Genomic DNA, 26685 nt, shown 5'->3' with positions numbered 1-26685 from the left:
CCGCCGCAGGGGCGACCGCGCCGTGGCGGACGAAGTCTTACGCGTGCTTTACGTCAAACACCGTCAGATCTGCAGGTCATCCAGCATCTCGGTGACCAGCGCGGCGATCGGCGAACGCTCCGAGCGGGTCAGCGTGACGTGTGCGAACAACGGGTGGCCCTTGAGCTGCTCGACCACCGCGACCACACCGTCGTGCCGGCCGACCCGCAGGTTGTCGCGCTGGGCGACGTCGTGGGTCAGCACGACCCGCGAGTTCGCCCCGACGCGGGACAGCACGGTCAGGAGCACGTTGCGCTCCAGCGACTGCGCCTCGTCGACGATCACGAACGCGTCGTGCAGCGACCGGCCGCGGATGTGGGTCAACGGCAACACCTCGAGCATGCCGCGGTCCATCACCTCGTCGATCACGTCGGCGCCGGCCAGCGCGCCCAGCGTGTCGAAGACCGCCTGCGCCCACGGCTGCATCTTCTCCGACTCGCTGCCCGGCAGGTAGCCGAGCTCCTGGCCGCCGACCGCGAAGAGCGGCCGGAAGACGACCACCTTCTTGTGCTGGCGGCGCTCCATCACCGCCTCCAGACCGGCGCACAGCGCGAGTGCCGACTTGCCGGTACCGGCACGGCCGCCGAGCGAGATGATCCCGACGTCCGGGTCGAGCAGGAGGTCGAGTGCGACCCGCTGCTCGGCGGACCGGCCGCGGATCCCGAACGCCTCGCGGTCGCCGCGGACCAGCCGGACCCGCTTGTCCGGCATCACCCGGCCGAGCGCACTGCCCCGGTCCGACAGCAGCACCAGCCCGGTGTGCGTCGGGAACTCACCGGCCTGCTGGAGCTCCAGGATGCCGTCCTCGTACAGGTCGTCGACCACTGCGGTCTCGACCTCGAGCTCGGCCATCCCGGTCCAGCCGGACTCCAGGGTGAGCTCGGCCCGGTACTCCTCGGCCACCAGACCGCAGGCCGAAGCCTTCACGCGCATCGGCAGGTCCTTGGAGACCAGCGTGACGTCGCGGCCCTCGGCCTTGAAGTTGCAGGCGACCGCCAGGATCCGGCTGTCGTTGTCGCCGAGCCGGAAACCGGCCGGCAGGCTCTCAGGGTCCGTGTGATTCAACTCGACCCGGAGAGTTCCACCCTTCTCCCCCACTGGCAGGGGTGCGTCCAGACGTCCGTGCTGGATCCTGAGCTCGTCGAGCAGGCGTAGTGCGGTGCGCGCGAAGTAGCCGAGTTCAGGATGATGCCGTTTGGCCTCCAATTCGGTGACGACGACCACCGGGACGACCACCTCGTGCTCGTCGAACCGCAGCATCGCGTGCGGGTCCGACAGGAGCACCGAGGTGTCCAGCACAAAAGTGCGCTGGTCCGGTGTGGATGAGGTACTTGACGCCTTGGCGTGGGTGGCAGCCATGTCGCACGTCCTCTCGGGCCGCGACGTGCACACCACGCCCGGCCCACCAGTGTTAGGTGTTGGACCGGGAGTAGGAGATCAGCCGGACCGAGACAGACCGTCTCGGACACTCCGTTCTGCCCCTCATGGGGCAACCGGCTGGCGAACGATTCTCAAACTGATCGCACCTCCCGTAACAGCCGGCTTCCCCTCCGACCGTCATTGTCAGAGTAGGAGGGTCCGGCAAACCCCGCAGCCCGACACGCCCGCCCGCGGGGTTAACAGGGTGTTACACGTTCCCCCCACCCGAGGGAGCCGCTTCACCCCACCGGGTGATCCGGTACGACGGCGTCGCGGCGGACGCTCATGTCATGCGAAGAAACTGGCCGGTCCTGGTGGGCTGCGCAACCGCTCTGTGGTCGTTTGCCTACGGAATTGCAGGCCTCTACTGGTCCTCAGGAGGTTCCGGCTACCCGTTCGCGAAGGTGGAGGACGACCGGTCGACCGCCTCGGTCCTGGAAGGCGCTCCAGTGGCCGTTGTCGGGCCAGTCATGGCCATCGTGGGACTCGGCGGCGCCGTACTGGCCGTGGTGATGACTCGACGCCGGCCGCGCGGGTGGTTGCTGCAGACAATCGCCGCCGTACTCGCGGTAGTGCTGGCACTGGTGATTCCGGACTACACCCTGATCGCGATCCTTGCCCTGTCCCCCGCACTCGTGGTCTTCGCGTTCACCGGGATCCCGGGTGAGCAGGGTGGCGTCGGTGACGTCCTGTACTGGCACCGACTCAACCTGCTCATCCTGTTCGTCGGTGGCGTGCTGTGGGCGGCGACTGCGATCGCCTACCACCGCCGTACCCGCGACGCCTGCGTTTCCTGCGGCCGCAGCGACCGGCCCGCACCCGCGTGGACCACACCTTCGGAAGCGCTCCGCTGGGGACGGGTCGCGGTCGGCGTGTCCGTCGTGGCGAACCTGCCGTACGAGGCCACCCGGATCGCCTGGTACTTCGGCTGGCCGCTGGGCATCACCGACGACTTCCACCAGATGATGGTCGACACGCCGGGCATGCTGGAGATGGGCCTCGGCCTCGCCGTCCTGGCCATCGGCGGCAGCATCCTCACGCACGGCCTGGTCCAGCGCTGGGGTGAGGTCTATCCACGCTGGATCTGGTTCAAGGCCGGTCGCCGGATTCCCCCGCGGCTGGCGATCATCCCGGCCTCGATCGTGGCCGTCGTACTGATCCCTGCCGGTCTGATGAACGCCCAGCTCCCCCTGGACGGCGACAACTGGGCGCTCAACGCCCCAGGCATCCTCTGGATCCTCTGGGGCGCATCACTCGGCGCAGCGACCTACGCCTACTACCTCAGACGCCGTACGACGTGTGTGCGGTGCGGACGTGGAGTCACGTGCCGAAGCGACGCTCTCGCTGGGCGTAGCTCCTGACCGCCCGGAGGAAGTCGACGTGCCGGAAGTCCGGCCAGAGCGCCTCGCAGAAGTAGAACTCGCTCAGCGCGCTCTGCCAGAGCAGGAAGCCGCCCAGCCGCTGCTCACCCGACGTGCGGATGACCAGGTCCGGATCCGGCTGGCCCTTCGTGTAGAGATGCCGGGCGATGTGCTCCACGTCGACCCGCTCGGCCAGCTCCTCGATCGAGATGCCCTGCGCGGCCTCCTCGAGCAGCAGGGACCGCACGGCGTCGGCGAGCTCGCGGCGGCCGCCGTACCCAACTGCCACATTGACGAGCATGCCTTCGACGTCCTGGGTGGCGGTCTCGGCCCGCTTGAGTGTCTCGGCGGTCGCACTCGGCAGCAGGTCCAGCGCGCCGACCGGGTGGATCCGCCAGCGGCCGATCGCGGTCAGCTCGTCGACGGCCTGCTCGATGATCCGCAGCAGCGGCTCGAGCTCGTCGGCGGGCCGGGTCAGGTTGTCGGTGGACAGCATCCAGACGGTGACCACCTTGACGCCGACGTCGTCACACCAGTGCAGGAACTCGGTGATCTTGTTCGCCCCGGCCTCGTGGCCGTGCGACACCGGGTTGCCGGCCGAGCGCGCCCAGCGCCGGTTGCCGTCGATGATGACGCCGATGTGCCCCGGGATCCGGTCCGGAGCCAGCGAACGCCGCAGCCGGCGTTCGTAGATCAGCATCAGCGCGTCGCGCAGTTTCTGCTTGCCTGGTGTCTGCATGAGCAGGGGTTCGCCTCCAAGTTCCTCAGACGAGGCTAGCCCACATCGGCCTCCGAAAGAGAGGCCGAACTTTTCACTTGTTCGCAGCATCGTAGACACGGGAGAAGGTGCGTAGCAGGGGTGACTTCGCCTACATTTCATCCGGTGGGGGCTTGAACCTACGGTTCCGTAGGTTACGGTTGCGTAGGTAGACCTGTACGACCTCCCGAAAGGACGGCGATGACCGCTTCCAGCGCACAGCCCCAGGCAGTCGGTCACAAGCTGTCCGAACGGCTCGGCCCGCTCAAACCGAAGCTGCGCGGCTGGCTGCACGCCGGCACCTTCCCGCTGGCCACCGCGGGCGGCATCGTGCTGATCTGCCTGGCCCCGCATGCGAACGCGCGCTGGGCTGCCGCGGTCTACACCGTGGGCGCGATGCTGCTGTTCGGCATCTCCGCGCTCTACCACCGCTTCTACTGGGGTGCGACCGGCGAGGCGATCCTGCGCCGGCTCGACCACAGCAACATCTTCCTGCTGATCGCCGGCACCTACACCCCACTCGGGATGCTGCTGCTGAGCGGCAAGGACCGCCTGCTGATGCTAAGCCTGGTCTGGGGCGGCGCGACGCTGGGCATCCTGTTCCGGGTCTTCTGGGTCGGCGCTCCGCGCTGGCTCTACACACCGATCTACCTGGCCATGGGCTGGGTCGCGGTGTTCTGGATGGGCGACATCTACCACCAGGGCGGCGCTGCGGTCGTCACACTGATCGCGGTCGGCGGCCTGCTCTACTCGGTCGGCGCAGTCATCTACGGCACCAAGCGCCCGAACCCGTCGCCGCGCTGGTTCGGCTTCCACGAGATCTTCCACGCCCTGACGGTGGCCGCCTTCATCTGCCACTACATCGCCGTCAGCCTCGTGACCTACCAGTCCTGAGCGTTTCTGAAGGCTGGCTGAAGGGTTGTCCGCGACCCTGAAGTATGGGCGGACTTCTGGAACTGAGCGATGACGAGCTGACCGAGCTGGGGCGGTCAGTCGCCGGCGTGCCCACCGCACGCATCGCTGACGTGCGCATCGAAGACGTGGACTACCCCATCGGCACACCGAGCACCGCAGGCCTCTACCGCGTCTTCGGTACGGCGGATGGCGTCGGCTGGTCCTGTTTCGTCAAGCAACTGCAGTCGGCGCGGCACTGGCCACTCATCACGCTGGTGCCGGAGTCGTTCCGGGAGGACTTCATCCAGAAGCTCCCCTGGTCCCTGGAGCTCGCCGTCTACCGCAGCGACATCGCCCAGATCCTCCCCGAAGGCATGCGCCTGCCCAAGGCCTACCGCATCGACGTGCACGAAGACGACCGCGGCACCCTGTGGCTGGAGGACGTGATCCAGGAACCGGGCCCGTGGCCGATCAGCCGGTTCGAACGAGCGGCGTACCTGCTCGGCCGACTCTCAGCTCGCCGCCAACCACATCTGGTCGAGCCATTCCTCCCCCGCCCCGAGGTGACCACACCAGGCAGCGCACTGCGGTACTACACGGGCGGACGGGTGCTGGCGAGCGCCGTACCGGCTATTGCGAACCCAGAGACCTGGCGACACCCGATGCTCGCCGCTGCCGTCTGCAACCTCGGAGAGCACGCACTGCGCGACGATCTGCTGGAGCTGGGCGCACGGCTGCCCGCGATCCTCGATGCACTCGACACGTTGCCTCAGTGCTATCAGCACGGGGATGCGAGTCCGCAGAACCTCCTGGTGCCGCAGGACTCGCCCGATGACTTCGTGCTGATCGACTGGGGCTTCGACTGCCCGCACGCCATCGGTTTCGACCTGGGCCAACTCCTGGTCGGGCTAGCGCACGCCGGCGAACTCTCGCCGGACGCGCTCCCCGTCGTACACCGCGTGATCCTGAAAGCCTTCCTGACCGGCGTAGCCGAGGAAGGAATGCAGGTGACCGAAGACCAGGTCCTCTACGGCTACCTGGGTTCCCTGTGCGCAAGAGCAACCTTCACCGCACTCCCCCTGGAAGACCTAGGCAAACCCGTCGATGCATCCACCCTCGGCCTCTTCGAGCAGCGCGTTCACCTAACCCGCGCCCTCGTCGACCTCGTCTCCACGGTCGTGTGAAATGCGGTTGACCCCACCCGTGCACGCTTTTCCTGGCGCGCGTGGTCTTGCCCGCCCCAGCCCGGCGGTGGTGACCCGCCGCCGGCAACTACCCGTCGGCCGCCCCTCCAGTTGGCCGCGACGAGCATGACCACTCAGAGGTAAGACGTCCAGCTCAACCGCAGAATCAGCCGGGAATTCCTCGGCGTGACCCATGTACTGGCAATAAAGAGGGGTGCGGCCCGCAGGAGTACCTACTGCATAAAGAGTCTGATCGATTGTTGTGTACCGGATGCTGCCCAGTTCTGGTCCGCATCGACAGCCAGCCGTAATTCGTGATCTGGTGCGCCGTGGTGGGCCAGGGGTCGTTCGTCGACGTAGAGCGCGGAGACTGAGTTCTCGATCGGGCTCGGAAAGCATCGCGTCGATCAGTGCGCGCAGCTCACCAACAGTCGAGGCCTTCACGAGGTTCTCGTCGTGACCATGTTTGCAGCAGGCGCTCGCCGTGAACTCCATTTCAAGAGCGCTTCACCGAGTAGAGGACCAACTCACGTTGTCTGGTCGCTCCCCGGTGCGGAGCGTCTCCACAATCGCGTCTCTGACCACGTCAACATCAAGCAGGGAGTCGGGCGGGAAGCTCTCGTCGTGTCCCTGCATGAACAGCCTGACTTCCTCGTGCTCGCCGTGACGACCCTTGACGTACATGCTTCCCCGGAGATCGGTGAATCCCAGAGTCCACGCCGGAATACCGGGAACGACGCCAACCCGCATCTCATGGTCGGTCAGTCCATCCTCGTCCAACTCCCGCCCGTCGATATAGAGCCAGGCGCACGTGTTGTCGGGATCTTTCGCGGCACCATTCAGCACCCTGGAAAGGAAGGTTGTAACGTCGCCCTCGGTCGCGAGACTCGTGGCATTGTCATCGCCACCATATGACGCGCTAATTGTGTAGCTCACACCGCACCATCCTCTTCCTTGCCTATAAAGGTGTCGCGATATCCGTTGGGTCCGTATACTACAAGCTGAGCCCCGGGCGGCAGGAATCGCGGTAGCAGTTTGCGGCAGTTGAGTCCTCGCGTCATGCACGGTTCGTTATTCAGATAGACTGTCGCCCGCTTCATTCCATTCAGCCGCATATGCATAGCAAATTTGATTTCGGCGTGGCTCGTGCGGTCGAACGGTAGCCAGCCCTTCTCTGCGCACAGGTCCAAACCTTTCCGTTCGAGAAAGTCACCGCGACCGCTAACGAAGTCGTGCTGCCTTCCTTTCTCGTCGATGAATATTCCAGTGGTCGGGTCACTGTTGGCGGGGTTCCGCTTCGGCAGCCTGCACATGATCCTGGCGACGGAATCCTCATGGCTTGGCTCCGCTGCGCCGCTCAGCCGGTCCGACCTGGCAACGGTGCGCCAACCGCCGACCATCTGATCCGCCCACGAACGCGCGCGTTGCGGAACACGGCCGGCAAACTCCGCCGCTTCTTCGCAAGCCCGTGCGGCGGCATCCAGCTGGAGCGCCGTCTCCCGGGCCGCTGGATTCGTGGAGCCGAAGGCAATCAAGTAGGCGGCCTGTTCGCGGCAGTGCCGCGCGGTTCGGTGCAAATAGCCGACCATGTTGGGAATCTGGTCGATACACGAGAGCAGCTCTGCCGCGACCCGCTGCAACTCCGACGGCATCGAGGAACCTGCCGGTCAGATCTGGTCGGCATAGCTTTTGCAGCTCCGGGCGGCGATCTGCAGGGCTTCCGACGCCTGCTCCACAGCCCGGCCCGCCGCGTCGAGTAGCTCACTGATGTCTGCATCGGCCTTTGTGGCAGATCCCTGAATCAATGCGAGTACCTGAGCGCTGCTGCTGGCAAAGCGCTGCTTGAATCCACCGAGACTAGCGGCGCCCTGAGTTGCGTCCGTAGCGACCTGATGGAGCTGCATCTTCAGTTGCTGAACCTGCGACATGGAATCGGTTCCCTTCAAGCTTGAAAGGCGGAAGTTTCTTGCTGAGGGCGGGCTCCGCTCGGGAGCGCCGGCCAATTGGGTAGGCGAGCGCTTGGGGCAGCACGAGAGCCTCCGGACATCACTCCCGGGGGTCCTCGCGGCCTCCAACCGGGCCACCCCGCGCCTGCCCGGTACGACAGGGGACGCCCCCGATCGGGCGCGGCGGTGGACGGGACTAGCCACCCACCAGGCAGCCACCGGCTTGTTACTCCCAGGCCGCGGTAGTCCGGCGGAACGGACGCGGATAGATGCCACCGTCCATGAGGAGACGGCTGAGGAGAGATTTGGCCAGCGCGTCCGCCCCGCCTGCATGGTTGGGCCGTATCACTCGGACTTCGTGTCCTGGGCGATCAGTACCTCGATCCCTCTGCTCTGGAGATCGCGGCGAACCTCGAGCGGATTGTTGAACCCGGCGAAGTGCAGAAGGCTCGGGACGATCAGGTAGGACCGATCGGCTTCCAGGACGGCGTCGATGCAGGCGACCAGTTGGACTGAGTTGCGGTCAAGGTCTTCCTCGTAGATCGCATCGACCTCGATCCCTCTTGCCGCCGCACAGCTCGCTATCTGGCGACGGAGGAGTTCGACCTCGGCGGCTTCCATCAGGAACCCCTTTCTGATGTAGCCACACACTGCACGCGTACGCACAATTCCCCGTTCACAGGATGCGTCAGACCCGGGTAGGTCCCGTTGAAGTGATGTGTCCATCTGGGCGATCAGCTCAGCGGTTGCAGCGCTGCCGGATCCGGCAGCGCTGGGAATGGCTCATTGGTGATGGCCAAGCCCGAGAATCGGCGGCACATGGCGTCTTCGTAGGCGCCTGCCATCTCAGGGACCGCGATGTAGTCGGCAATCGCTGTGGTCCCGAACCACACTCGTACTCGGCGCCTTTCGGGCATCATCTCTGACATCAGTTCTGCTCCCCTTCCCTGGCCGACCGGGAACGGATTGATCGGTCAGCCACTCTGTGCAACCACCGTGACACCCAGTGGTGACCACTGACACCTGTGTGACGGAGCGATGTCGAACGACCTCATGGGCATGTGTCGACGCCGTTGCCCATTGCGATGGGTAGAGTTGACGAGTCGGTCCTCCAGAGGCTGAAAGGTCAGCTAGTTATGCGCAGGTCTGCGTCGCATGCATCAGCACAGAGCCCGCAGGCGCGCGGCCGCGAACTGGCCTCACAGGGAAAGAAGCTTTGGGCCGAGATCGGATCCGTCAAGGGCGCGGCAGCCGAGCTGATGGCGAGATATCCAGATGTGCCGAGCCTGCAGGCGTTTCGGTACGCCGCCGGGCTGTCTCAGGATCATGCCGCGACGCGCTACAACGAGGTCGCTGCGAATCGGACGAGCCTCGGCGGAACGTCGATCAATGCGTGGGAGACCTGGGCCCGCGTTCGGAGTGGTCACGGATCACCGCCGTCGATCTCCAGCCTATTGATTCTTTGCGCGGCATATGGCAGGGGCCCGATGGGATTGACAGAGGAGGAGATCACGCCGGCGGATCTCATCGCAGAATCGTACGAACGGTTACCCATCGAGGATCAGTTGGCACTCAAGGCCTACAAGCCGAACAGCGTTGAGCCGACGCCGGCAGAAGACCATGCGATAGAGGCCCTGCACCATGGACCCGGCGAGGGAACTGCGGGGCGGAACAGTCGCCCTGACCAAGTCGGCGGTGACTTCATCCTGTCCGCTCCGACCGTGGAGTACGGAAACTCCGACATCAGCGTCTTCACACTCCCCAACCCCAATCCCGGACGCCTGCTCGACCTGACCTGGAGCACCTTCGGCTTCGGCGTCGAGCGTCTGTCCCGCCAGATCAAGAATCTGGGAAAACGCCTGGATGTGGATGCCTGCTTCGGAGTGAATGAAGCGGGTCTCGTCATGGCAACGTTCCTCTCTTCGTCGCGGTTCTCCCGGTGCCCCATCGGATATCTGAGATGCAACAAGGTCCGCGATGGGGTCGAACTGGACAGCGCGTCGTACTATCCGCAGGCAAAGGAATCGCCCACGATCGTCATCTGCGATTTCGAGGTCAAGCATGCGGATGTGATCGGGTACATCACTCGTGAACTGCGTGCTCGCTATCCCAAGGCCGAGATCTACTTCGCCGTGTTCGGTGCCATGACCAAGGAAGCCGATCTTGAGGTGAGCAGCTTCGATGACCTGACGGGTGCACAAATCATGCGAGCGGCCGACTTCGAAGCAGTGTTTGTGGCCGCAACGATGAGCGCACCGGGTATCGAGCCACCCCTTGAACTCCGCTAGCCCAAGAGTTAGGTGAATACACGTGAGTCAGAGTCAAGTTCCGGAGTTGGCCCAGAGCGTCGTCGACATGGTCAGAGCCATGTTGGCTGACCTGCGCCCCAAGCTCTTGAATGCCGCTCTCACTGGACGCCGTGCGGAGAACGAGAACCTGCGGCACGAGGACAACTTCCTGTCCGACTACGACCTGCTGATGCACGACCTGTACAAAGAGCGTCTGGCCGAGTTCATCCCGTCGTTCATCTACGCGTCGGAAGAGTCCGATCCACAGGTGGTCGGCTCCGATGCCGAGCCAGAGCTCTGCGTCCTGGTTGACCCGCTGGATACGAGTGAACTCGCCGTCCGGGCAATTCAGGGATACACGCACATCATGGTCTACTCGCTGTCCCTGAAGCGCCCGGTCGTCTCGGTCATCGGAGACATCTTCCATCACGTCCAGCTGTACGTTGCGGCGCTCGGCGACGATGGGGTTGACCGCGCCTTCGCCGTCACCGCTGCGGATGAATGGCATGAGCTGGTGCACCGGCCGAGCGTGAATCTGTCCGAGGCGCTGGTGACCAACTATCTGATGCGTCCCGAGGAGCGATTCCTCCCGTTGGCGCGGCAGCAGAGCTTCCTGGAGGCTCTTGGGGCACCGGATGCGGCTGGCAAGCACAAGGGCCGGATCGGCGTGGGCCACGGCTCAGTCTGTCTCTGCCACGTCGCCGCCGGGTTCACCGATGCCACGATTGAGATTCAGAAAGGCTTCGCCACCTGGGACTTCTTGCCAGGGCACTACGTTCTGCATGCGGCGGGTGGCGTCGCTATCGGTTTGGACGGCGAGCGGATCGGCCTGGACTACGGCTTCAACAGCTTGTCCGAAATCAGGCACGCGATGGACGTCAAGCGAAAGTTCGTCGCCACGAGCAGCTTGAGCCTTGCTGAAGAGATTCGAAAGACTCTTCGCATCTAGCAAGTGGCACGTGTAGGGCTTTTTGCGGGCGTTGGGTGGTAGCTCGTGGGTCGTCAACCACCTGCACCACCACCAGAACCCAGCCGGCGGTGAGGCGACCGCGTAGGGCCACCACCCGCCGGGCCGGGTGGGCAAAACCTCTCGCACCACAGCGGAGCCGCACGGGTGGGCTCGACCACCTCAACCGGCTGCACCACAGTTTTGATTTCAGTCGTGTCTCAGGTGCAACGAAACGGGGGTGATCGGGTATCCATGGTGCGTGAAGAACCTCAGTAGGTACACAGCGCTCGCCGCCCTCGCTGGACTGGTTCTGAGCGGATGCGGTGACGAATCCGCGGGCACGCCACCTCCGTCGGCGCAGAGTACGCCGACGCCTACCGATCCGACGGTGACTGAGTCGACGCCGGTTGGAGTTGGGTTGCCGATGACGATTACGCGGACCGGTGGGTTTGCCGGGTTCGACGATCAGGTGCAGGTGGCTGCCGACGGCGTTGCCACGGTTAGTTCGCGGGGTAAGGAGACGGTTCGGTGCAAGCTCGATCCGACTCTGCTGACCCCACTGGTTTCGGCGGCTGAGCAGGTTGACTGGGCGAGCCTGACGATGGTCAAGCCGACGGTGCGGCACCCGGACGACATGATCATCGCGGTGTCGGCCAACGGTAAGGTCGCGCGGCTCGAGGATCCGAAGCTCAAGCCGCTGACGGCCCCGGTGAGCAAACTGCTCACCGAGGCCAAGATCCCACCGGGGAATCTCTGCAAGCCGCTCTAGGGGACGGTGACCGCGGTGTCGTCGACGACGAAGCTGGTCTGCAGCGACGAGTCTTCGGCACCGAGGAACTTCACGGTGACCGTCTTGCCCTTGTAGGCAAGGAGGTTGAAGGTCTTCTCCGTGTACGTCGTGTTCTTGTTCAGGTTCGAGTACGTCGCCAGCGTGGTCGTCGTACCGCCGTCGACCACCTGCACCTTGAGGGTGTCGTAGACCGTCGACGAGGTCGTCTCGGCGGTGTCGATCCGGATCCAGAACGACAGCGTCGCCGCCGTCGCCGCGGCCGGGATCGCTACCGACTGACCGGTGTTCTCGGTGCTGGTGTTGCCGTTGCCCTGCAGCCAGGCCTTCCAGGTGCCGGCGTGGGCCGGTTTCGACGAGCTGTTGGTGACGACACCCGACGTACCGGTCCAGTTCACCGCACCGGATTCGAAGCCCGGGTTGACGAGCAGGTTCGAGCCGCCCGGGGGCGGGCCGCTGCCGTAGTCCTTCTGGGCGTAGTTCCAGATCATGTGGCCGATGGCATCGATGTTGCGATCCAGGGCGGTCAGGTTGAGGTTGTTGATGTTGTCGCAGGACTGGTGGTAGCACCGGTCGTACGCCTGGCCCGCCGTACCGCCCCACTTCGCTGCCTGGGCTGAGGTTTTGGTGCCCTCGGCGCCGGTGAAGGTACCGGCCGTCGCGATCCCGAGCGAGCGGAACGCCGCGTGGTCAGAACGACCCTGTACGTCGATGTACTCGGTCTGGATGTTCTTGCTGGTGAAGTACGTCGTCAGGGCGTCGCGGGCCTCGTTACCGGCCGGGTTGTCGTTGTAGACGAAGTAGCCCGGGTTCGGCGAGCCGATCATGTCGAAGTTCAGGTAGAGCTCGATCTTGTCGCGCTCGGCGGCCGGCAGATTGTTCACGTAGTACTTGGAACCGAGGAGCCCGAGCTCTTCGGCACCCCAGAAACCGAAGCGCAGACGGTTCCTGGGAGTCTGGCCGCTGGCGGCATAGGCGAGTGCGACCTCCAGGTTGCCCGCGCTGCCCGTGCCGTTGTCGTTGATCCCCGGACCCGAGCTGACGCTGTCCAGGTGCGAGCCGGTCATCACGACATGGTTCGCGTCGCCGAAAGGCCATTCGGCGATCACGTTGTACGACGTACCGGCCGAGGTGGAGAACTGCTGCAACGTGGTCGTGTAACCGGCCGCGTCGAGTTTGGCCTTCACCCAGTCGGCGGAGGCCTTGTAGCCGGCGCGACCGGTGTAGCGGTTGCCGCCGTTGTTGGTGGCGATGGTCTGGAACTGGTCCAGGTGCGCCTTGGTGTTGGTCACCGAGATGTCGGGGTCGACGACCGCGGTGCTGGCGAAGGAGGACGAACCAGGGACGACAAGCGCTCCGGCGGCGAGGGCGACGCCGAGAGCAGCTGCAGACAAGGATCTACGCATGGGGGACTTTCTCCTTGCTTACAAGAGAAGGTCCGAGGGGCGAGCCTTGGGCAGGGCCCGCCCCCGGGACCTTCGAGTGTCAGTAACTACTTGCTACTAGCAAGCAGCGGTACCGGCCGGCGCGTTGATGCCGGCCATGGCGCGCTGCACCGCGAGGCACTGGGCCGAACCGGCGCCGTACAGCTCCTTGGCGGAGTTGATGACACCGTTGCGGGCAGCCGCGTAGTTGGAGCCGGAGCTGAGCTTGGTGGTCAGCGTCCGGTACCAGATCTTGCCGACCACGTCACGGCCGGCACCGACGAACGTCGTACCGTTGCAGGAGGTCGTGCTGTAGTTGACGCCGTTGATCGTCTTGGCGCCGGTGCCCTCGGAGGCCATGTAGAACCAGTGGTTCAGCGGGCCCGAGGAGTAGTGCGGGTCCAGGTTCTTGGTGCCGGTGGTCCAGCAGTCCTGGCTACCGCGACCGTCCTTCGACGGCTTGTCCATGTAGCGCAACGGAGTTCCGTTGCCGTTGATGTTGATCTTCTCGCCGATCAGGTAGTCACCCTTGTCGGTGGCGTTGTTCGCCGAGAACTCGACGAGCGTGCCGAAGATGTCCGAGGTGGCCTCGTTCAGGCCGCCCGCGTCACCCGAGTAGTTCAGGTCTGCGGTCGCCTCGGTGACGCCGTGGCTCATCTCGTGGCCAGCCACGTCGATCGACGTCAGCGGACGGGCGTTGCTCTGGCCGTCGCCGTACGTCATCTGGGTGCCGTCCCAGAACGCGTTCACGTACGCGTTGCCGTAGTGGACGCGGGAGCGAGCGCCCTGGCCGTTGTTGAAGATGCCGTTCCGGCCGTGGACGTTCTTGTAGTAGTCCCACGTCAGCTGCGAACCGTAGTGGGCGTCGACACCGGCGGTCTGGCGGCTGGACGTCGTACCGTTGCCCCAGACGTTGTCCGCATCGGTGAAGAGCGTGCCGGTGCCGGACGTGCCGCCGTTCAGGTCGGTGGTGTTGTTGCCACCGCGAGCGGTGTCGCGCAGCTGGTAGCTGCCCGACGTGCCGATCGAGACCTGGCCGGAGTACATCGAGTTTCCGGTACCGGTCTTGACCTCGTCGTCGGAGTCCAGCAGCGCACCGGTCTTCGCGTCGAAGAACGAGTGCAGCACCGACGGCGTCTGGTCGGCCTTGACCCCGCTGGTGACGACCTCGTAGGCCAGCACCGGCTTGGTCTCGCTGACATAGATGACGAGCGCGCCCTTGTTGGCGGTCGCCTTGAACCCGGCCGCCTTGGCGCCCTTGGCGAGGGCGGCGGCCTGGGACAGCGTCGGCTTGGTGGAGGTCAGCCCCACGGCCTTCGCGTTGCGGTTGTAGGTGATCTGGCTGACCGTACCCGCGGCGGACCGCTTGACGATCAGGTCACCGCCGACGACCTTGAGACCGTTGAAGGTCCGGTCGTAGCGGACGAACTCTGTGCCGTCGGCATCCTTGACGACGTCGCGGACCTTGAGGACCTCACCCTTGGCCAGCCCGAGCGCCTCGGCGGTCTTCGCCGCGACGGCCTGCTCGGCCTGCACGGCCGCGGGCTGGTTGAAGCCGCTCGCCGGCAGCGGGGCGGAGGCGAGGTTCGCGCCGGCCGGCGCGGCCGCGAGGGCAGCGGCGGCGAGGACGGCGATGGCCCCAACAGATGTGACTCGTTTCAAGACAGCTCTCCTCACGTGGTGGCCGCTGAATGGGCGCAGCGGCTCGGTGCGATTCGATGACGCGTCCTGCACAGGGGAAGAACCAGGGGGTCCGGGGGCCACGCAAGGCCCCCGGACCGGAGTGGGTAGCGGTCAGCTACCGGCGACGAGCGAGGTGTCGTCGACGACGAAGCTGGTCTGCAGCGAGGAGTCTTCCGCGCCGAGGAACTTCACCGTGACGGTCTTGCCCTTGTACGCCGCGACGTTGAACGTCTTCTGCGTGTACGTCGTGTTCTTGTTCAGGTTCGAGTACGTCGCCAGCGTGGTGGTCGTGCTGCCGTCGACGATCTGCACCTTGAGCGTGTCGTACACCGTCGAGCTGGTGGTCTCGGTGGTGTCGATGCGCAGCCAGAACGAGAGCGACGCGGAGGTCGCCGTGGCCGGGATGGCGACGGACTGGCCGATGTTCTCGGTGCTCGAACGGCCGTTACCCTGCAGCCACGCCTTCCAGGTGCCGGTGCGGGCCGGCTTCGACGTGCTGCTGGTGACAACACCCGACGTACCGGTCCAGTTGACCGCACCGGACTCGAAGCCCGGGTTCTTCAGCAGGTTGTCGCCGGTCGGCGGCTCGGTGGTACCACCGCAAGCGGCGGTGCCGGCCGGGACCGAGATGGCGCTGAACGCGGCCTGGATGCCCTTGCACTCGGCCGAGTCGTTGCCGTACAGCTCCTTGGCGGAGGTGATGGCGCCTTCCCGGGCGTCGGCGTAGGTGCTGCCCGAGCTGAGCTTGGTGCTCAGCGTGCGGTACCAGACCTTGCCGACCACGTCGCGGCCGACACCGGCGAAGGTGGAGCCGTCACACGAAGCGCTCGTGTAGGTGACGCCGTTGATGGTCTTGGTGCCGGGGCCCTCGGAGGCCAGGTAGAACCAGTGGTTCAGCGGGCCGGAGGAGTAGTGCGGGTCCGCACCGCCGACCGAGCTGCTCCAGCAGTCGTAGGAACGACCGTCCTTGTTCGGCTTGTCCATGTAGCGCAGCGGCGTGCCGTTGCCGTTGATGTTGATCTTCTCGCCGATGAGGTAGTCGCCGACGTCGCTGGAGTTGTTCGCGTAGAACTCGACCAGGGTGCCGAAGATGTCCGAGGTGGACTCGTTCAGACCACCCGCGTCACCGAAGTAGTTCAGGTTCGCGGTGGCCTCGGTGACACCGTGGCTCATCTCGTGGCCGGCCACGTCGATCGACGTCAGCGGACGGGCGTTGCCCGCACCGTCGCCGTACGTCATCTGGGTGCCGTCCCAGAACGCGTTCACGTACGCGTTGCCGTAGTGGACCCGCGAGCGCGCGCCCTGGCCGTTGTTGAAGATGCCGTTCCGGCCGTGGACGTTCTTGTAGTAGTCCCAGGTGAGCTGGGAGCCGAAGTGGGCGTCGACGCCGGCGGTCTGGCGGTTCGCCGTCGTGCCACTGCCCCAGGTGTCGTCCGGGTCGGTGAAGATCGTGCCGTTACCGGAGGTCGCGCCGTTCAGGTCCGTGGTGTTGTTGCCACCGCGGCTCGGGTCCGACATCGAGTAGCTGCCCGACGTGCCGATGCTGACGGTGCCGGAGTACATCGAGTTTCCGGTACCGGTCTTGATCTCGTCGGTCTGGGCGAGCACCGCGCCGGACTTGGCGTCGATGAACGAGTGCAGCACCGACGGGGTCTGGTCGGCCTTGACGCCGGTGGTGACGACCTCGTAGGCGAGCACGGGCTTGGACGGAGTCACGAAGACGACCAGCGTCCCCTTGTTGCCGGTGGCCTTGAACTTGGCTGCCTGGGCGCCCTTGGCGAGCGCGGCCGACTGGGACAGCGTCGGCTTGGTCGCGACACCGACGGCCTTGGCGCCGAGGTTGTACTTCACCTGACCGATGGACTCACCCTTGCGCTTCACGATGAGGTCACCGCCGACGACCTTGAGGCCGTTGAAGGTGCGGTCGTAGCGGACGAACTCGGTGCCGTCGGGGTCCTTGACGACGTCGCGCACCTGGAGCTGCTCGCCACCGGCGAGTCCGAGAGCTGCGGCCGTCTGCGCGGTCAGCGCCTTCTCGGCCTGAACAGCGGCCGGCTGGTCGAAGCCGGATGCCGGGAGCGGCGCCGTACGGTCAGCCGCACCGGCGGTGGTGCCGGTGAAGCCCGCAGCCAGTCCGGCTGCCGCGACGATGGCCACCGCCCCTGCTGATGTCAGTCGTTTCAAGACAACATCTCCTCACGGTGTGGTCGCTGTTTGGGCGCAGCGACCAAATTCAGTTGGGGACGCCGGATGTGCTGGCGCATCAGTGCCACTGCTCACTTGTGACACTGCGTGTCAGGACATGCGAATTCTGTTACATCCGACTGAGGGAGGACTCTCGTCTGCGGCGGGCCCGGAGTCAAGCGATAGTGCCGAAATGACAGGGAAAACCCGCATTGACCACGATGGTCAGCTCAGCTGCTCGCGAAGGGCTCCCGGTTCCGGAACCGGGAGCCGGCAGGTGAACTTCCGGCACACGTAGGCCGCCGGCCGGTCGGCGACCAGCGACCTGCCGTCCATCAGCGGTACGGCGAGACCGGGCGCACCCTGGACGATCGCCGTACCCCATGGCGCGGAGGTGAACGCGACCTGAAGGAGCTCCGGCGAACGGCCGGCGATCGCGATCTCAAGCGGTCCGGCGGCGAGCGTCTCGGCCACCGCCAGCGCCCGGCCGGCGAACCGTGGTGCCCGGTTCGCGATCGCCGCCGAGGCGCTCAGCGCCTGCTCGGCCGCGGTCTCATACCGGACTGATCCGGTCAGGCCCGCGAGCAGACTGAGGGCCTCGGCGGCCAGGCTCACACCGGACGGGCTCGCATTGTCGGTCGGGTCCTGCGGCCGCCATACCAGCTGCTCGGCGTCACCCGCCGTGTCGAAATAGTCGCCGTCGGCAACGAACTGCTCGAGCACCCGATCCAGCAACGCCTGTGCGGTCTCGAACCACTGAATGTTGCCGTTGACACCGAACAACGTGAGACATCCATGGGCAAAAGCCGCATAGTCCTCCAGTACGCCGTGAGCCGTACCAACCACGCCGTCTCGCGAGGTCCGGTGCAGCCTGGCGGTGGTGGGGTCGAGGTGCGTCGTCCGGATCAATTCGGCCGCGTCGATCGCAGCATCGACGTACTCGGGTTTGCCGAAGACGATGCCGGCTCGGACCAGCGCGGTGATGGCCAGACCGTTCCAGGCCGCGACCACCTTGTCGTCGCGACCGGGGTACGTGCGGGCCTTCCGCGCCTCGCGCAGAGTCGCTCGGACGCGCTGCCAACGGTCGGCGTCATCGGGGTCCTGACGGAGCTGCAGCACCGACGATCCCTGCTCGAAAGTACCGGTCACATCGCAGAGTTCGACGACCCAGGCCGCGTCATCCGCGGGCAGCGCTGCGTAGATTTCGGCCGCGGTCCAGACGTAGTACTTGCCTTCCTCGCCCTCGGTATCGGCATCGAGTGCCGACGCGAACCCGCCTTCCGGCGTCCGGAGTTCCGTCCGGAGGAACTCGGCCGTCTCCTCGGCGACCCGGCGCGCGAGCGGCTCCCCGGTGATTGCCCACCACTGGGTATAGACATCGAGCAGCAACGCGTTGTCGTACAACATCTTCTCGAAGTGCGGCACGATCCACTGGCCGTCGACGGAGTACCGCGCGAAGCCACCCGCGAGCTGGTCATACATCCCACCCCGCGCCATCCGCTCACAGGTGTGCACGACCATCCGGAGCGCGTCCTCCGACCCGGTACGCCGGTGATGCCGCAGCAGGAAGTCGAGCACCATCGACGGCGGAAACTTCGGCGCACCCCCGAACCCACCATCCACCGGATCAAAGTCCGTCGCCAGCAACTGCGCCGCCCGATCGAGGTCGACCTCCCCGCCAGCCGCCGAATGCCGAGCCCCCAACTGCTCGACCACCCGCCGCCCGACCCCGTCGATCTGCTCCCGCTTCCCCCGCCAAGCCTCAACCAACGACTCCAGCACCTGCCGGAACGACGCCATCCCGTGCCGAGCATCCTTCGGAAAGTACGTCCCACAGAAGAACGGCTCCGCCTCCGGCGTCAGAAACACCGACATCGGCCACCCGCCCTGCCCCGTCATCCCCACCGTCGCCGCCATGTAGATCGCATCCACATCCGGCCGCTCTTCACGATCCACCTTGATACACACGAAGTGCTCGTTCAGATACTCCGCCGTCGCCACATCCTCGAACGACTCATGAGCCATCACATGACACCAGTGACAAGCCGAATACCCCACCGACAGAAACACCGGTACGTCGCGCTCCCGCGCCTCCGCGAACGCCGCCTCCGACCACTCCCGCCACGCCACCGGGTTCCCCGCGTGCTGCAGCAGATAGGGACTGGTACTCCGACCGAGCTCGTTCACGGGGGTCGTCATGACCCCAACGTTAGGCGGTCTGCGACAACGCTACGGAGAGGCCCAGGGCGAGGGCCATGACGACTAGTTCGAAGCCGACGATCTGCCAGAAGGGGATGTTGCGGTCGAGGAGATCGCCAGTGGCGCGGGTGCGGCTGAGTTGGGCCGCGACGATCAGGGCGGCGAACGCGAGCACCTTGATGATGAGGAGGACGCCGTACCCGTCCGAAGTGAGGACGTCGAAGACGCCGTCCCAGCCGCCCGCCTTCGCGGCGAGGCGGCCGGCGGCGCTGACCAGGCCGCTGAGGACCAGGGCGATCGAGGAGATGTAGGCGACCTGGTTGTAACGCTCGAGGACGATCGGGAGGCCGCCGCGGCTGGCTCGGCCGTAGCGGACGAGGCCTGCGAGGCCGCCGATCCAGGTGGTGGCGGCGATCACGTGGATGACCAGGGCGGCGCCGGCTAGGACGACGTATGACTCGTTGCGGGGGAAGGCGGTCAGGGCGTTCGGGATCAGGGCGGCGATGGCGACCAGGACGCCGAGGCGGGCGGCTTGGGACGTTTGGACGCGGCGGATGCCGATGGCCAGGGCGACGACCAGGATGCCGGTGATCAGGAGCGCCTTGACCTCGGGTACGGCGAGGGCGTCGTCGAGGCGGAGGTAGAGGAGGTCGACCGGGGTGTCGAGGAGGACCGCGGCGGTGACCACTGCGCCGACGAAGGAGCAGGCGGCCCAGATGACTGCCGAGTTGCTGGCGTCGTGGACCGCGCGCCGGCCTTGGGTGCCGAGCAGGCCGCCTTCGATGCGGAGCAGGACGACGGCCGCGAGCAGGGCGCCGGCGCAGCCGACGGTGGCCAAGGTCGCGATCAGTTTGAGCAGCGGGAGGAGCCAGGCGACGAACAGGCTCGGGCCGCCGATACCGCCGGTGTCGTGCGGCTCACTGCCGGTGGCGAACAGGGCGATGACGAGGGCGATCGAGGCCACCAGAACCGCACTCAATCCGCCGACGACCAGGCGTCCGGGCATGCGGTGCCGGGCGGCGCGAGTGGCACGGGTCGTGCTCATCGCACGGACCCGCGCCCGGCAATGGTGGGCACGCGGCCACTATAGGGTCACGCGGAGGTGGGCAGCCCAGTCCGACACCATCTCGTGATCACGGCGACGCTGGACTGCCAGGAATCGTTCTGTGCGCGTTACTTGGGCTCACTCTGCGTCGGTGTCGTAGCCACCGTAGGGATCGGATCGGCAGCGTCCGGGTCCGCAGAACTGGCGGGACTCGCTGGGCCGGAAGACGGAGCTGGGGCGTCCGCGTCGGCGTCGTCGAAGTCGATCTTCTTCAGCTGCTTGCCCATGTTGCGCCACAGCAGCACCGTGACGGCAGCGAGTGCCAGCACGATCAGCAGCGCGACCCAGCCGGGACGCACCGAGTTCGGGTCGATCTCGACCGGCGCAAGGAAGGTCATCGCTATCACGCCACCATTCTCTCACTGTGCTCGATTCCTTCCCCACCCCACCGCCCCGATCGCGGGCCGCTCCGTCAACGCAGCCCCGCGAAGAGGTCGTTCTCCGGCAGTTCCGAGTCGACCAGACTCCGCGCGAGCTCGTAGTCCTCGGTCGGCCAGGCCGCCTGATGGACCTCCAGCGGTACGTCGAACCAGGCCCCGTCGGGGTCGATCTGGGTCGCGTGCGCGAGGAGCGCCTTGTCCCGGGTCTCGAAGTACTGCGCGCACTCGATCCGCGTGGTGATGCGGCGCTCGTTCTCCGGATCGGGCTTCCAGTCCTTCAGCCGGTCCTCGTACGGCGACTTGAGCCCGCGCGCGACCATCGCGTCGTGCAGCGCCTTCATCCGCTCGCGGTGGAACGTGTGGTGGTAGTACAGCTTCAGCGGCTGCCAGGGCTCACCGAGCTCCGGGTACGCGTCCGCGTCGCCGGCCGCCTCGAAGGCGGCCACGGTGATCTGGTGGCACATCACGTGGTCGGGATGCGGGTAGCCGCCGTTCTCGTCGTACGTGGTGACGACCTGCGGACGGAACTCGCGGATCAGCCTCACCAGCGGCGCAGCCGCGTCCTCCACCTTCAGGGCGGCGAAACAGCCCTCCGGCAGCGGGGGCAGCGGATCACCCTCCGGGTAGCCGGAGTCGACCCAGCCGAGCCACTCCTGCCGGATGCCGAGAATCTCGCGCGCCGTGTCCATCTCCTTGCGGCGGATCTCGCTGATGTTGGCCAGCACCTCGGGCCGGTCCATCTTCGGGTTCAGGATGGATCCGCGCTCGCCGCCGGTACACGTGGCGACCAGCACCTCGACACCTTCGGCCACGTACCGGGCCGTCGATGCGGCTCCCTTGCTCGACTCGTCATCCGGGTGGGCATGCACATGCAACAACCGCATTTCTCCACTCACAAGACACAATGGTCCTCCACCGGACCCCAAAAGCCACAACCAACCCCCTGGACCCCCGTTGACAGAGCACGCCAACAGCACCCTCGACTCCCGATATGGACGCACGTCACGGTCCCGTCGACCGCTGATCATCGGACTGGTCGCCGTACTGGCCGTGGCCGGCCTGGGGTGGCTGCTGTGGGCCGCGGTGGTCGGCTCGAACCCGCCGGTGACGTCGCGACTCCTGGCCTTCAAGGTGGTCTCGGACACTCAGGTGACCGCCACGGTCCAGGTCGACCGCAGCAAGTCGGTCGAAGCCACCTGCCGGGTGCAGGCCAAGGCCGCGGACTTCTCGATCGTGGGTGAGCTGACGCTGACCGTTCCGGCGGACTCCCCCCGGCATCAGTCGCTGCCGGCGACGCTGACCACCCAGCGAACCGCCACTTCGGTCGTCCTGATCGGCTGTACGACGGCCGATTCGCACCGCCCGCACTGACCTCAAACGTGCAGGTCAGGGCCGCTTTCTGGTTGACGCGGAACTTGAATCGGCAACCGATTGCCATCTGTGCGGCCGGGATTCGCAAAAAACCGTCAGGAAAGCGCTCTCCTGACGTGTGAGGGCCGTCAGAACGGTGGGGTTCTCGGGCAGAACTTGCTACGCTGAACGGATTGGTCGCCGTCGTCGACGGCGGCCAGCAGCATTTCCTGCCCACCTATCCAACCCCCAAGGAGCAGCCCATGACGCAGAGAATCGAAGAGGCGAGCGTTGTCTGGCTGACACAGGAGGGCTACGACCAGCTGAAGGCCGAGCTGGAGCAGCTGAAGGGTCCGGCCCGCGCCGAGATCACCCAGCGGATCAGCGACGCCCGCGACGAGGGCGACCTGAAGGAGAACGGCGGCTACCACGCCGCCAAGGACGAGCAGGGCAAGATCGAGGCCCGGATCCGGCAGCTCGAGGACATGCTCCGCCGCGCCCAGGTCGGCGAGACCCCGAAGAAGGGCGGCAAGGTCGAGCCCGGCATGAAGGTGTCCATCACCTTCGCCGGTGACGACGAGGTCGAGACCTTCCTGCTCGGCTCCCGCGAGCTGCTCGCCCTGGACGCCTCGGTGGACATCGACGTCTACTCGCCGCAGTCCCCCCTCGGCGCCGCGATCCTCGGCAAGAAGAAGGGTGACAAGGCCACCTACGAGGCCCCCAACGGCAAGCCGGTCACCGTCCAGATCGTCGCCGCCGAACCCTTCACCGGCTGACCCCACCACCTTCGCAGCGCCCCGGTGGGAAACCACCGGGGCGCTTCGCATTCCCCTTCAGGCAAAACCGCGTGCAGACCAGCGCCCGGTACGGCGAGACTTCCGGGGATGCGTGGGTACGACGAGGGCGAGGTCTTTCGCGGGCTGGCGGCTGAGCAGTGGGCCGCTAGTTCGGTCACGGACGCCCGGCTGGATGCGCCGTACTACCGGGACGTGATCCGGGAGCAGGGCGGGCGTGCATTGGAGTTGGGCTGCGGTTCCGGGCGACTGCTGCTCACGTTCCTGGCCGAGGGCCTGGAGGTCGAGGGGTGTGACATCTCGGCCGACATGCTGGCGATGTGCCGGCGCGAGGCCGCAGTCGCCGGATTGACGCCGACGCTGTACGAACAGGCGATGCAGGATCTCGACGTACCGGGGAAGTTCCGCACGATCTACATCCCATGCGGCAGCTTCGTCTGTGTGATGGATCGGCAGGAGGCGCTCGAAACCCTCCGGCGCTGCCGCGAACACCTCGAGCCCGGCGGCGTCCTGGTCTTCAACGTGTTCCCGGTCCCGATCAACTACACCGAACCGCCCGCCGACAACTTCCCCACGCCTTGGCAAGCAAGCACCAGCACCGATCTTCCCGACGGCCACCGCCTCGAAGTCGCCGCACGGTGGACCGCCTTGGATCGCGTCGAGCAGACCTGGCACCAAGAACGCCGCTACGACCTGTACGACGGCGCTGCGCTGATCCGCACCGAGATCCGCGCCGGCCAAGGCCGCTGGTACTTCCGCAACGAACTCCTCTGGATGTTCCAGCTAGCCGGTTTCGCCCCCGCCGACGTCACCACGACCGGCGACCTAACTCTCCGCGCCGTCCGCTAGAAACTCGGTCAGCAGCGCGACGAACGCCTCCGGCGCTTCCCGGTGCACGCCGTGTCCGACAGCCAATTCGTGGAAGCGACCACCGGGCACCTGCTCAGCCATCGCCCGCATCTGCTCCTGCGGAAACGGACTGGCCGGACCTCCCCCGATCACCAACGTCGGCACTCGCACACGCGCCAACTCCCCGAACCACCCCGGATCCGGCGCATTCACCTGCCCGATCAACTCCACCCGAGCCCGCCAGTCATACGCCAAGATTTCACTCGGCCGCTCCGGTATCGGTCGCGCCTGCGGAAACGGCGGCGGCGACTCAACCAACACCAACGCCCCCACCCGCTCCGGCCGCCGCGCCGCATGCAGGTAAGCCGCCACCGCCCCCATCGAATGCCCAACCACCACCGGCGCCACCAACTCGTGCTCGTCGAGAAACTCCCCCAGGTCAGCCGCGAGCAACTCGAACGAATACTCGTCCGCCGGCCCCGTCTCCCCATGCCCCCGCTGATCCGGCACCAACACCCGCCACCGCCGACCCAACTCCCCAGCAACCCCGTCGAACGACCCCCCATCCGACGTCAACCCATGCAACAACACCATCTCTGGTGCCCCCACCACCCCAACCGCCCGAAACGCCAACCGCACAACAACTCCTCCCTCAACCCGAACCCCAACCCCATCACAACCGCCCACCCCAACAACTCCCCCGCGGGCCCACGACCAATCCCCCCAATTGTGATGGCCCCCCGGTCCGCACCCCCGACATCACCCAACTGGGTTCCCCCAACGCCGCCTAGTCAGAGCTCCCACCACAAGCCGGTACGACGTTGCGCACGGCTCAACCATCCGCGCGCTCCGAAGGTGGTCGACGGGCGCTCAAGGCGAGCTCGCGCGCCGACCTTGAGCACAGCTCAACCATCCGCGCGCTCGGAACGTGGTCGACGGGCGCTCAAGGCGAGCTCGCGGGCCGACCTTGAGCACGGTTCGACCGTTTCGGTGGCCGGCGGATGGTTGGTGGGTGCTCAAGGTGATTGCCGGCTCGCGATCTCGGGTCCCCGGGGGTGACTGGCGCGTTGGTCGGAACGAAATCGGGGGCCACGGGGTGCGTCCACCCACGAAAATGGCCGGCTCTCGAACGGGGTGGGTTCACCCACAAGCTGGTGGGTCAACCCACCAGGTGGCGTCACGCAGAGGGCCGCCGCCGGGGTGGTCCTCGGCGGCGGCGGTTGTGCGGGTGGGCGGGTGGGGGGTGGTGCGGGTGGGGGTGGTTAGTGGCTGGTGGCGCTTCGGTATTTGCGGACTGCTAGGGGGGCGAAGACGAGGATGATGGCCAGGCACCAGAGGAGGGAGAGTAGTACTGGGTGCTGGGCGGGGAAGCCTTCGGGGCTGGCGAAGGGGGAGGGGTTGCCGAAGAGGTGGCGGCAGGCGGCGACGATGGCCGAGATGGGGTTCCATTCGGCTACTGGTTGGAGGCCGCTGGGGAGGTTGGGGGTGGGGACGAAGGCGTTGGAGAGGAAGGTCAGGGGGAAGAGCCAGATCAGGCCGGCGGAGGCGGCTACCTCGGGGCCGCCGACGGAGAGGCCGATCAGGGCGCCGACCCAGAGCATGGCGAAGGCGAACAGGAGGAGGATGGCGAACGCCGCGAGGGCGTTGCCGAAGCCGTTGTGCCAGCGCCAGCCGACGATGAAGCCGCAGAGGACCATCACGACCATCACGAAGGTGTTGAAGACGAGGTCGCCGACGACCCGGCCGGCGATCACCCCGGACCTTGCCATCGGCAACGAACGGAAGCGGTCGATGAGGCCCTTCGACATGTCGTCGGCCAGGCCGACGCTCGCGGAGGCGACGGCGAAGGCCATCGTCTGCGCGAAGATTCCGGACATCAGGAACTCGCGGTAGGCCCGGGCGCCGGGGAAGCCCGGGATCGGGATCGCGTTGCCGAAGACGTAGGCGAACAGCAGCACGAACATGATCGGCTGGATGGTCGCGTAGATCAGCATGTCCGGGGTTCGCGGGATGCGCTTGAGACTGCGCCAGGCCAGTACGCCGGCATCGGACAGCGCGCGATTGAGCGGATTCACCCGCGGCGGATTCACGTGCTCGGGGCCGGTCGTCGTACTCATGCCTGGTCCTTCTGCTCGGCCTCGTGCCCGGTCAGGGTGAGGAAGACGTCGTCCAGGGTCGGCCGCCGCAGGCCGATGTCGGCGATCCGGATCCCGGCGCCGTCGAGGGTGCGGATCACCTCGACCAGCGCGCTCGATCCGCCCGGGGCCGGCAAGGTCATCCGCCGGCTGTGCTGTTCGAGCGTGGTCGCCTCGGGATCGGTCACCTCGAGAGCCGCGGTCAGCAACTCGAGCGCCCGGTAGGTCTCGTCGGCGTCGTGTACGACGACCTCGATCCGCTCCCCACCGACCTTCGCCTTGAGCTCGTCGGCAGTACCGCGAGCGATCACCGAACCGTGGTCGACCACCACGATGCTGTCGGCCAGCTCGTCGGCCTCTTCCAGGTACTGCGTCGTCAGCAGAATCGTGACGCCTTCGCTGACCCGGTCGCGGATGATCTTCCACAGGTCGAGCCGCGACCGCGGGTCCAGCCCGGTCGTCGGCTCGTCCAGGAACAGCACCTTCGGGTGCGCGATCAGCGAACCGGCCAGGTCGAGCCGCCGCCGCATGCCGCCCGAGTACGTCTTCAGCGTCCGATCGGCGGCCTCGGTCAGGTCGAAGGTCTCGAGCAGCTCCTCGGCCCGCTGTTTCGCCTGCCGGCTGTCGAGCCGGTAGAGCCGGCCGAACATCCAAAGGTTCTCCCGGCCGGTGAGCAGCTCGTCGACCGCCGCATACTGCCCCGACAGCCCGACCAGCGAGCGCACCGTGTCCGCCTCTTTGACCACGTCGTGCCCGAGCACGCGGGCCGAGCCCGCATCCGGCTGCATCAGCGTGGTGAGCACGCGCACCGCGGTGGTCTTCCCCGCACCGTTGGGCCCGAGCAGCCCGAGGACAGTCCCCTCGGGCGCCTCGAGATCGATCCCGTCGAGCGCCTTCACGACGTTCTTCCGGGTCCGGAAAGTCTTCACGAGGCCGGTGGCCTCGATGGCTGGCATCC

25 protein-coding genes are annotated in these 26685 nt (G+C 66.3%); 9 read left to right on the top strand and 16 right to left on the bottom strand.

Translation table 11 applies throughout. From position 1 onward, the window contains the following. Positions 1 to 63: 63 nt before the first annotated feature. Positions 64 to 1398: a PhoH family protein gene (locus ACFTSF_RS17075; RefSeq protein ID WP_380154648.1), complete on the bottom strand. Its 1335-nt coding sequence runs from the start codon at positions 1396 to 1398 to the stop codon at positions 64 to 66. A 350-nt stretch (positions 1399 to 1748) separates the two neighbouring features. Between ACFTSF_RS17075 and ACFTSF_RS17070 the strand changes: the two genes are divergently transcribed. Further along, positions 1749 to 2819: an NYN domain-containing protein gene (locus ACFTSF_RS17070; protein ID WP_380154647.1), complete on the top strand. Its 1071-nt coding sequence runs from the start codon at positions 1749 to 1751 to the stop codon at positions 2817 to 2819. Here the strand turns inward: ACFTSF_RS17070 and ACFTSF_RS17065 are convergent. Beyond that, complete coding sequence (locus ACFTSF_RS17065; RefSeq protein ID WP_344151490.1) at positions 2779 to 3558, bottom strand: isoprenyl transferase; 780 nt, start codon at positions 3556 to 3558, stop codon at positions 2779 to 2781. The two genes, ACFTSF_RS17070 and ACFTSF_RS17065, sit on opposite strands and share 41 nt — an antisense overlap. Before the next feature lie 219 nt (positions 3559 to 3777). On the opposite strand from ACFTSF_RS17065, the gene ACFTSF_RS17060 reads away from it, so the two are divergent. Together ACFTSF_RS17060 and ACFTSF_RS17055 are read left to right on the top strand one after the other, a co-directional pair. Next, positions 3778 to 4470: a hemolysin III family protein gene (locus ACFTSF_RS17060; protein ID WP_380154646.1), complete on the top strand. Its 693-nt coding sequence runs from the start codon at positions 3778 to 3780 to the stop codon at positions 4468 to 4470. 44 nt (positions 4471 to 4514) lie between these two features. Then, positions 4515 to 5654 carry a phosphotransferase gene (locus ACFTSF_RS17055; protein ID WP_380154645.1) on the top strand — a complete coding sequence of 380 codons (1140 nt, stop codon included), beginning with the start codon at positions 4515 to 4517 and terminating at the stop codon, positions 5652 to 5654. Between the two features lie 507 nt (positions 5655 to 6161). Here ACFTSF_RS17055 and ACFTSF_RS17050 read toward each other — a convergent pair. From ACFTSF_RS17050 to ACFTSF_RS17035, 4 genes are all read right to left on the bottom strand, one after another. Then, positions 6162 to 6590: an Imm1 family immunity protein gene (locus ACFTSF_RS17050; RefSeq protein WP_380154644.1), complete on the bottom strand. Its 429-nt coding sequence runs from the start codon at positions 6588 to 6590 to the stop codon at positions 6162 to 6164. Continuing rightward, positions 6587 to 7306 (bottom strand): DddA-like double-stranded DNA deaminase toxin, encoded by a 720-nt coding sequence (locus ACFTSF_RS17045; RefSeq protein ID WP_380154643.1) that lies wholly within the window; start codon positions 7304 to 7306, stop codon positions 6587 to 6589. The genes ACFTSF_RS17050 and ACFTSF_RS17045 overlap by 4 nt, the downstream gene beginning before the upstream one ends. A 15-nt stretch (positions 7307 to 7321) precedes the next feature. After that, positions 7322 to 7582 carry a hypothetical protein gene (locus ACFTSF_RS17040; RefSeq protein WP_380154642.1) on the bottom strand — a complete coding sequence of 87 codons (261 nt, stop codon included), beginning with the start codon at positions 7580 to 7582 and terminating at the stop codon, positions 7322 to 7324. A 363-nt stretch (positions 7583 to 7945) separates the two neighbouring features. Further along, positions 7946 to 8221, bottom strand: coding sequence for a hypothetical protein (locus tag ACFTSF_RS17035; RefSeq protein ID WP_380154641.1), 276 nt, complete (start codon positions 8219 to 8221; stop codon positions 7946 to 7948). A 515-nt stretch (positions 8222 to 8736) separates the two neighbouring features. Between ACFTSF_RS17035 and ACFTSF_RS17030 the strand changes: the two genes are divergently transcribed. From ACFTSF_RS17030 to ACFTSF_RS17020, 3 genes are all read left to right on the top strand, one after another. Then, on the top strand, positions 8737 to 9888 hold the full coding sequence (locus ACFTSF_RS17030; RefSeq protein WP_380154640.1) for a hypothetical protein: 1152 nt from the start codon (positions 8737 to 8739) through the stop codon (positions 9886 to 9888). A gap of 22 nt (positions 9889 to 9910) precedes the next feature. Then, a complete protein-coding gene (locus ACFTSF_RS17025) occupies positions 9911 to 10837 on the top strand; it encodes an inositol monophosphatase family protein (RefSeq protein WP_380154639.1) in 927 nt (308 codons plus the stop codon). Positions 10838 to 11261: 424 nt separating this feature from the next. After that, positions 11262 to 11606 carry a hypothetical protein gene (locus ACFTSF_RS17020; RefSeq protein WP_380154638.1) on the top strand — a complete coding sequence of 115 codons (345 nt, stop codon included), beginning with the start codon at positions 11262 to 11264 and terminating at the stop codon, positions 11604 to 11606. Here the strand turns inward: ACFTSF_RS17020 and ACFTSF_RS17015 are convergent. The 7 genes from ACFTSF_RS17015 to mca all read right to left on the bottom strand — a co-directional run bounded on the left by ACFTSF_RS17015 (position 11603) and on the right by mca (position 21483). Further along, positions 11603 to 13030, bottom strand: a complete 1428-nt coding sequence (locus ACFTSF_RS17015; protein WP_380154637.1) for a M28 family metallopeptidase — start codon at positions 13028 to 13030, stop codon at positions 11603 to 11605. The two genes, ACFTSF_RS17020 and ACFTSF_RS17015, sit on opposite strands and share 4 nt — an antisense overlap. 96 nt (positions 13031 to 13126) lie before the next feature. Further along, entirely contained in the window at positions 13127 to 14710 is a 1584-nt protein-coding gene (locus tag ACFTSF_RS17010) for a M4 family metallopeptidase (protein ID WP_380154636.1), read from the bottom strand. 132 nt (positions 14711 to 14842) lie between these two features. Next, positions 14843 to 16915: a M4 family metallopeptidase gene (locus ACFTSF_RS17005; RefSeq protein WP_380154635.1), complete on the bottom strand. Its 2073-nt coding sequence runs from the start codon at positions 16913 to 16915 to the stop codon at positions 14843 to 14845. 225 nt (positions 16916 to 17140) lie between these two features. Then, a complete protein-coding gene (locus ACFTSF_RS17000) occupies positions 17141 to 19114 on the bottom strand; it encodes a thioredoxin domain-containing protein (protein WP_380154634.1) in 1974 nt (657 codons plus the stop codon). 10 nt (positions 19115 to 19124) lie between these two features. Then, positions 19125 to 20159, bottom strand: coding sequence for a CopD family protein (locus ACFTSF_RS16995; RefSeq protein ID WP_380154633.1), 1035 nt, complete (start codon positions 20157 to 20159; stop codon positions 19125 to 19127). Between the two features lie 128 nt (positions 20160 to 20287). Next, positions 20288 to 20557: a hypothetical protein gene (locus tag ACFTSF_RS16990; protein WP_380154632.1), complete on the bottom strand. Its 270-nt coding sequence runs from the start codon at positions 20555 to 20557 to the stop codon at positions 20288 to 20290. Positions 20558 to 20631: 74 nt separating this feature from the next. After that, positions 20632 to 21483: a mycothiol conjugate amidase Mca gene (gene mca, locus ACFTSF_RS16985; protein ID WP_380154631.1), complete on the bottom strand. Its 852-nt coding sequence runs from the start codon at positions 21481 to 21483 to the stop codon at positions 20632 to 20634. Positions 21484 to 21553: 70 nt separating this feature from the next. Between mca and ACFTSF_RS16980 the strand changes: the two genes are divergently transcribed. From ACFTSF_RS16980 to ACFTSF_RS16970, 3 genes are all read left to right on the top strand, one after another. Beyond that, the gene (locus tag ACFTSF_RS16980; protein WP_344151459.1) at positions 21554 to 21970 is read left to right on the top strand and encodes a DUF4307 domain-containing protein; all 417 of its coding nucleotides are present in this window, start codon (positions 21554 to 21556) and stop codon (positions 21968 to 21970) included. 242 nt (positions 21971 to 22212) lie between these two features. Next, positions 22213 to 22725 (top strand): transcription elongation factor GreA, encoded by a 513-nt coding sequence (greA, locus tag ACFTSF_RS16975; RefSeq protein WP_344151456.1) that lies wholly within the window; start codon positions 22213 to 22215, stop codon positions 22723 to 22725. Between the two features lie 108 nt (positions 22726 to 22833). Next, positions 22834 to 23592 (top strand): class I SAM-dependent methyltransferase, encoded by a 759-nt coding sequence (locus tag ACFTSF_RS16970; protein WP_380154630.1) that lies wholly within the window; start codon positions 22834 to 22836, stop codon positions 23590 to 23592. Here the strand turns inward: ACFTSF_RS16970 and ACFTSF_RS16965 are convergent. From ACFTSF_RS16965 to ACFTSF_RS16955, 3 genes are all read right to left on the bottom strand, one after another. Next, positions 23569 to 24186, bottom strand: a complete 618-nt coding sequence (locus ACFTSF_RS16965) for an alpha/beta fold hydrolase (protein WP_380154834.1) — start codon at positions 24184 to 24186, stop codon at positions 23569 to 23571. The two genes, ACFTSF_RS16970 and ACFTSF_RS16965, sit on opposite strands and share 24 nt — an antisense overlap. A gap of 668 nt (positions 24187 to 24854) precedes the next feature. Beyond that, positions 24855 to 25709 (bottom strand): ABC transporter permease, encoded by an 855-nt coding sequence (locus ACFTSF_RS16960; RefSeq protein WP_344151445.1) that lies wholly within the window; start codon positions 25707 to 25709, stop codon positions 24855 to 24857. Then, positions 25706 to 26683 carry an ATP-binding cassette domain-containing protein gene (locus ACFTSF_RS16955; protein WP_380154629.1) on the bottom strand — a complete coding sequence of 326 codons (978 nt, stop codon included), beginning with the start codon at positions 26681 to 26683 and terminating at the stop codon, positions 25706 to 25708. The genes ACFTSF_RS16960 and ACFTSF_RS16955 overlap by 4 nt, the downstream gene beginning before the upstream one ends. Between the last annotated feature and the right edge of the window lie 2 nt (positions 26684 to 26685).

Source organism: Kribbella sp. NPDC056951 (genome assembly GCF_042674205.1).
Classification (GTDB): domain Bacteria; phylum Actinomycetota; class Actinomycetes; order Propionibacteriales; family Kribbellaceae; genus Kribbella; species Kribbella yunnanensis.
The sequence above is the reverse complement of the archived record's forward strand: the minus strand, read 5'-3'. Positions and strand labels throughout refer to the sequence as shown.

Excerpts from the sequence above, each read along its gene's own strand:
- ACFTSF_RS17075 (WP_380154648.1), bottom strand. The coding sequence starts at position 1,398 with ATGGCTGCCACCCACGCCAAGGCGTCAAGTACCTCATCCACACCGGAC.
- ACFTSF_RS17070 (WP_380154647.1), top strand. The coding sequence starts at position 1,749 with ATGCGAAGAAACTGGCCGGTCCTGGTGGGCTGCGCAACCGCTCTGTGG.
- ACFTSF_RS17065 (WP_344151490.1), bottom strand. The coding sequence starts at position 3,558 with ATGCAGACACCAGGCAAGCAGAAACTGCGCGACGCGCTGATGCTGATC.
- ACFTSF_RS17060 (WP_380154646.1), top strand. The coding sequence starts at position 3,778 with ATGACCGCTTCCAGCGCACAGCCCCAGGCAGTCGGTCACAAGCTGTCC.
- ACFTSF_RS17055 (WP_380154645.1), top strand. The coding sequence starts at position 4,515 with ATGGGCGGACTTCTGGAACTGAGCGATGACGAGCTGACCGAGCTGGGG.
- ACFTSF_RS17045 (WP_380154643.1), bottom strand. The coding sequence starts at position 7,306 with ATGCCGTCGGAGTTGCAGCGGGTCGCGGCAGAGCTGCTCTCGTGTATC.
- ACFTSF_RS17040 (WP_380154642.1), bottom strand. The coding sequence starts at position 7,582 with ATGTCGCAGGTTCAGCAACTGAAGATGCAGCTCCATCAGGTCGCTACG.
- ACFTSF_RS17035 (WP_380154641.1), bottom strand. The coding sequence starts at position 8,221 with ATGGAAGCCGCCGAGGTCGAACTCCTCCGTCGCCAGATAGCGAGCTGT.
- ACFTSF_RS17030 (WP_380154640.1), top strand. The coding sequence starts at position 8,737 with ATGCGCAGGTCTGCGTCGCATGCATCAGCACAGAGCCCGCAGGCGCGC.
- ACFTSF_RS17020 (WP_380154638.1), top strand. The coding sequence starts at position 11,262 with ATGACGATTACGCGGACCGGTGGGTTTGCCGGGTTCGACGATCAGGTG.
- ACFTSF_RS17015 (WP_380154637.1), bottom strand. The coding sequence starts at position 13,030 with ATGCGTAGATCCTTGTCTGCAGCTGCTCTCGGCGTCGCCCTCGCCGCC.
- ACFTSF_RS17000 (WP_380154634.1), bottom strand. The coding sequence starts at position 19,114 with ATGACGACCCCCGTGAACGAGCTCGGTCGGAGTACCAGTCCCTATCTG.
- ACFTSF_RS16995 (WP_380154633.1), bottom strand. The coding sequence starts at position 20,159 with ATGAGCACGACCCGTGCCACTCGCGCCGCCCGGCACCGCATGCCCGGA.
- ACFTSF_RS16990 (WP_380154632.1), bottom strand. The coding sequence starts at position 20,557 with ATGACCTTCCTTGCGCCGGTCGAGATCGACCCGAACTCGGTGCGTCCC.
- mca (WP_380154631.1), bottom strand. The coding sequence starts at position 21,483 with ATGCGGTTGTTGCATGTGCATGCCCACCCGGATGACGAGTCGAGCAAG.
- greA (WP_344151456.1), top strand. The coding sequence starts at position 22,213 with ATGACGCAGAGAATCGAAGAGGCGAGCGTTGTCTGGCTGACACAGGAG.
- ACFTSF_RS16970 (WP_380154630.1), top strand. The coding sequence starts at position 22,834 with ATGCGTGGGTACGACGAGGGCGAGGTCTTTCGCGGGCTGGCGGCTGAG.
- ACFTSF_RS16965 (WP_380154834.1), bottom strand. The coding sequence starts at position 24,186 with ATGGTGTTGTTGCATGGGTTGACGTCGGATGGGGGGTCGTTCGACGGG.
- ACFTSF_RS16960 (WP_344151445.1), bottom strand. The coding sequence starts at position 25,709 with ATGAGTACGACGACCGGCCCCGAGCACGTGAATCCGCCGCGGGTGAAT.
- ACFTSF_RS16955 (WP_380154629.1), bottom strand. The coding sequence starts at position 26,683 with ATGCCAGCCATCGAGGCCACCGGCCTCGTGAAGACTTTCCGGACCCGG.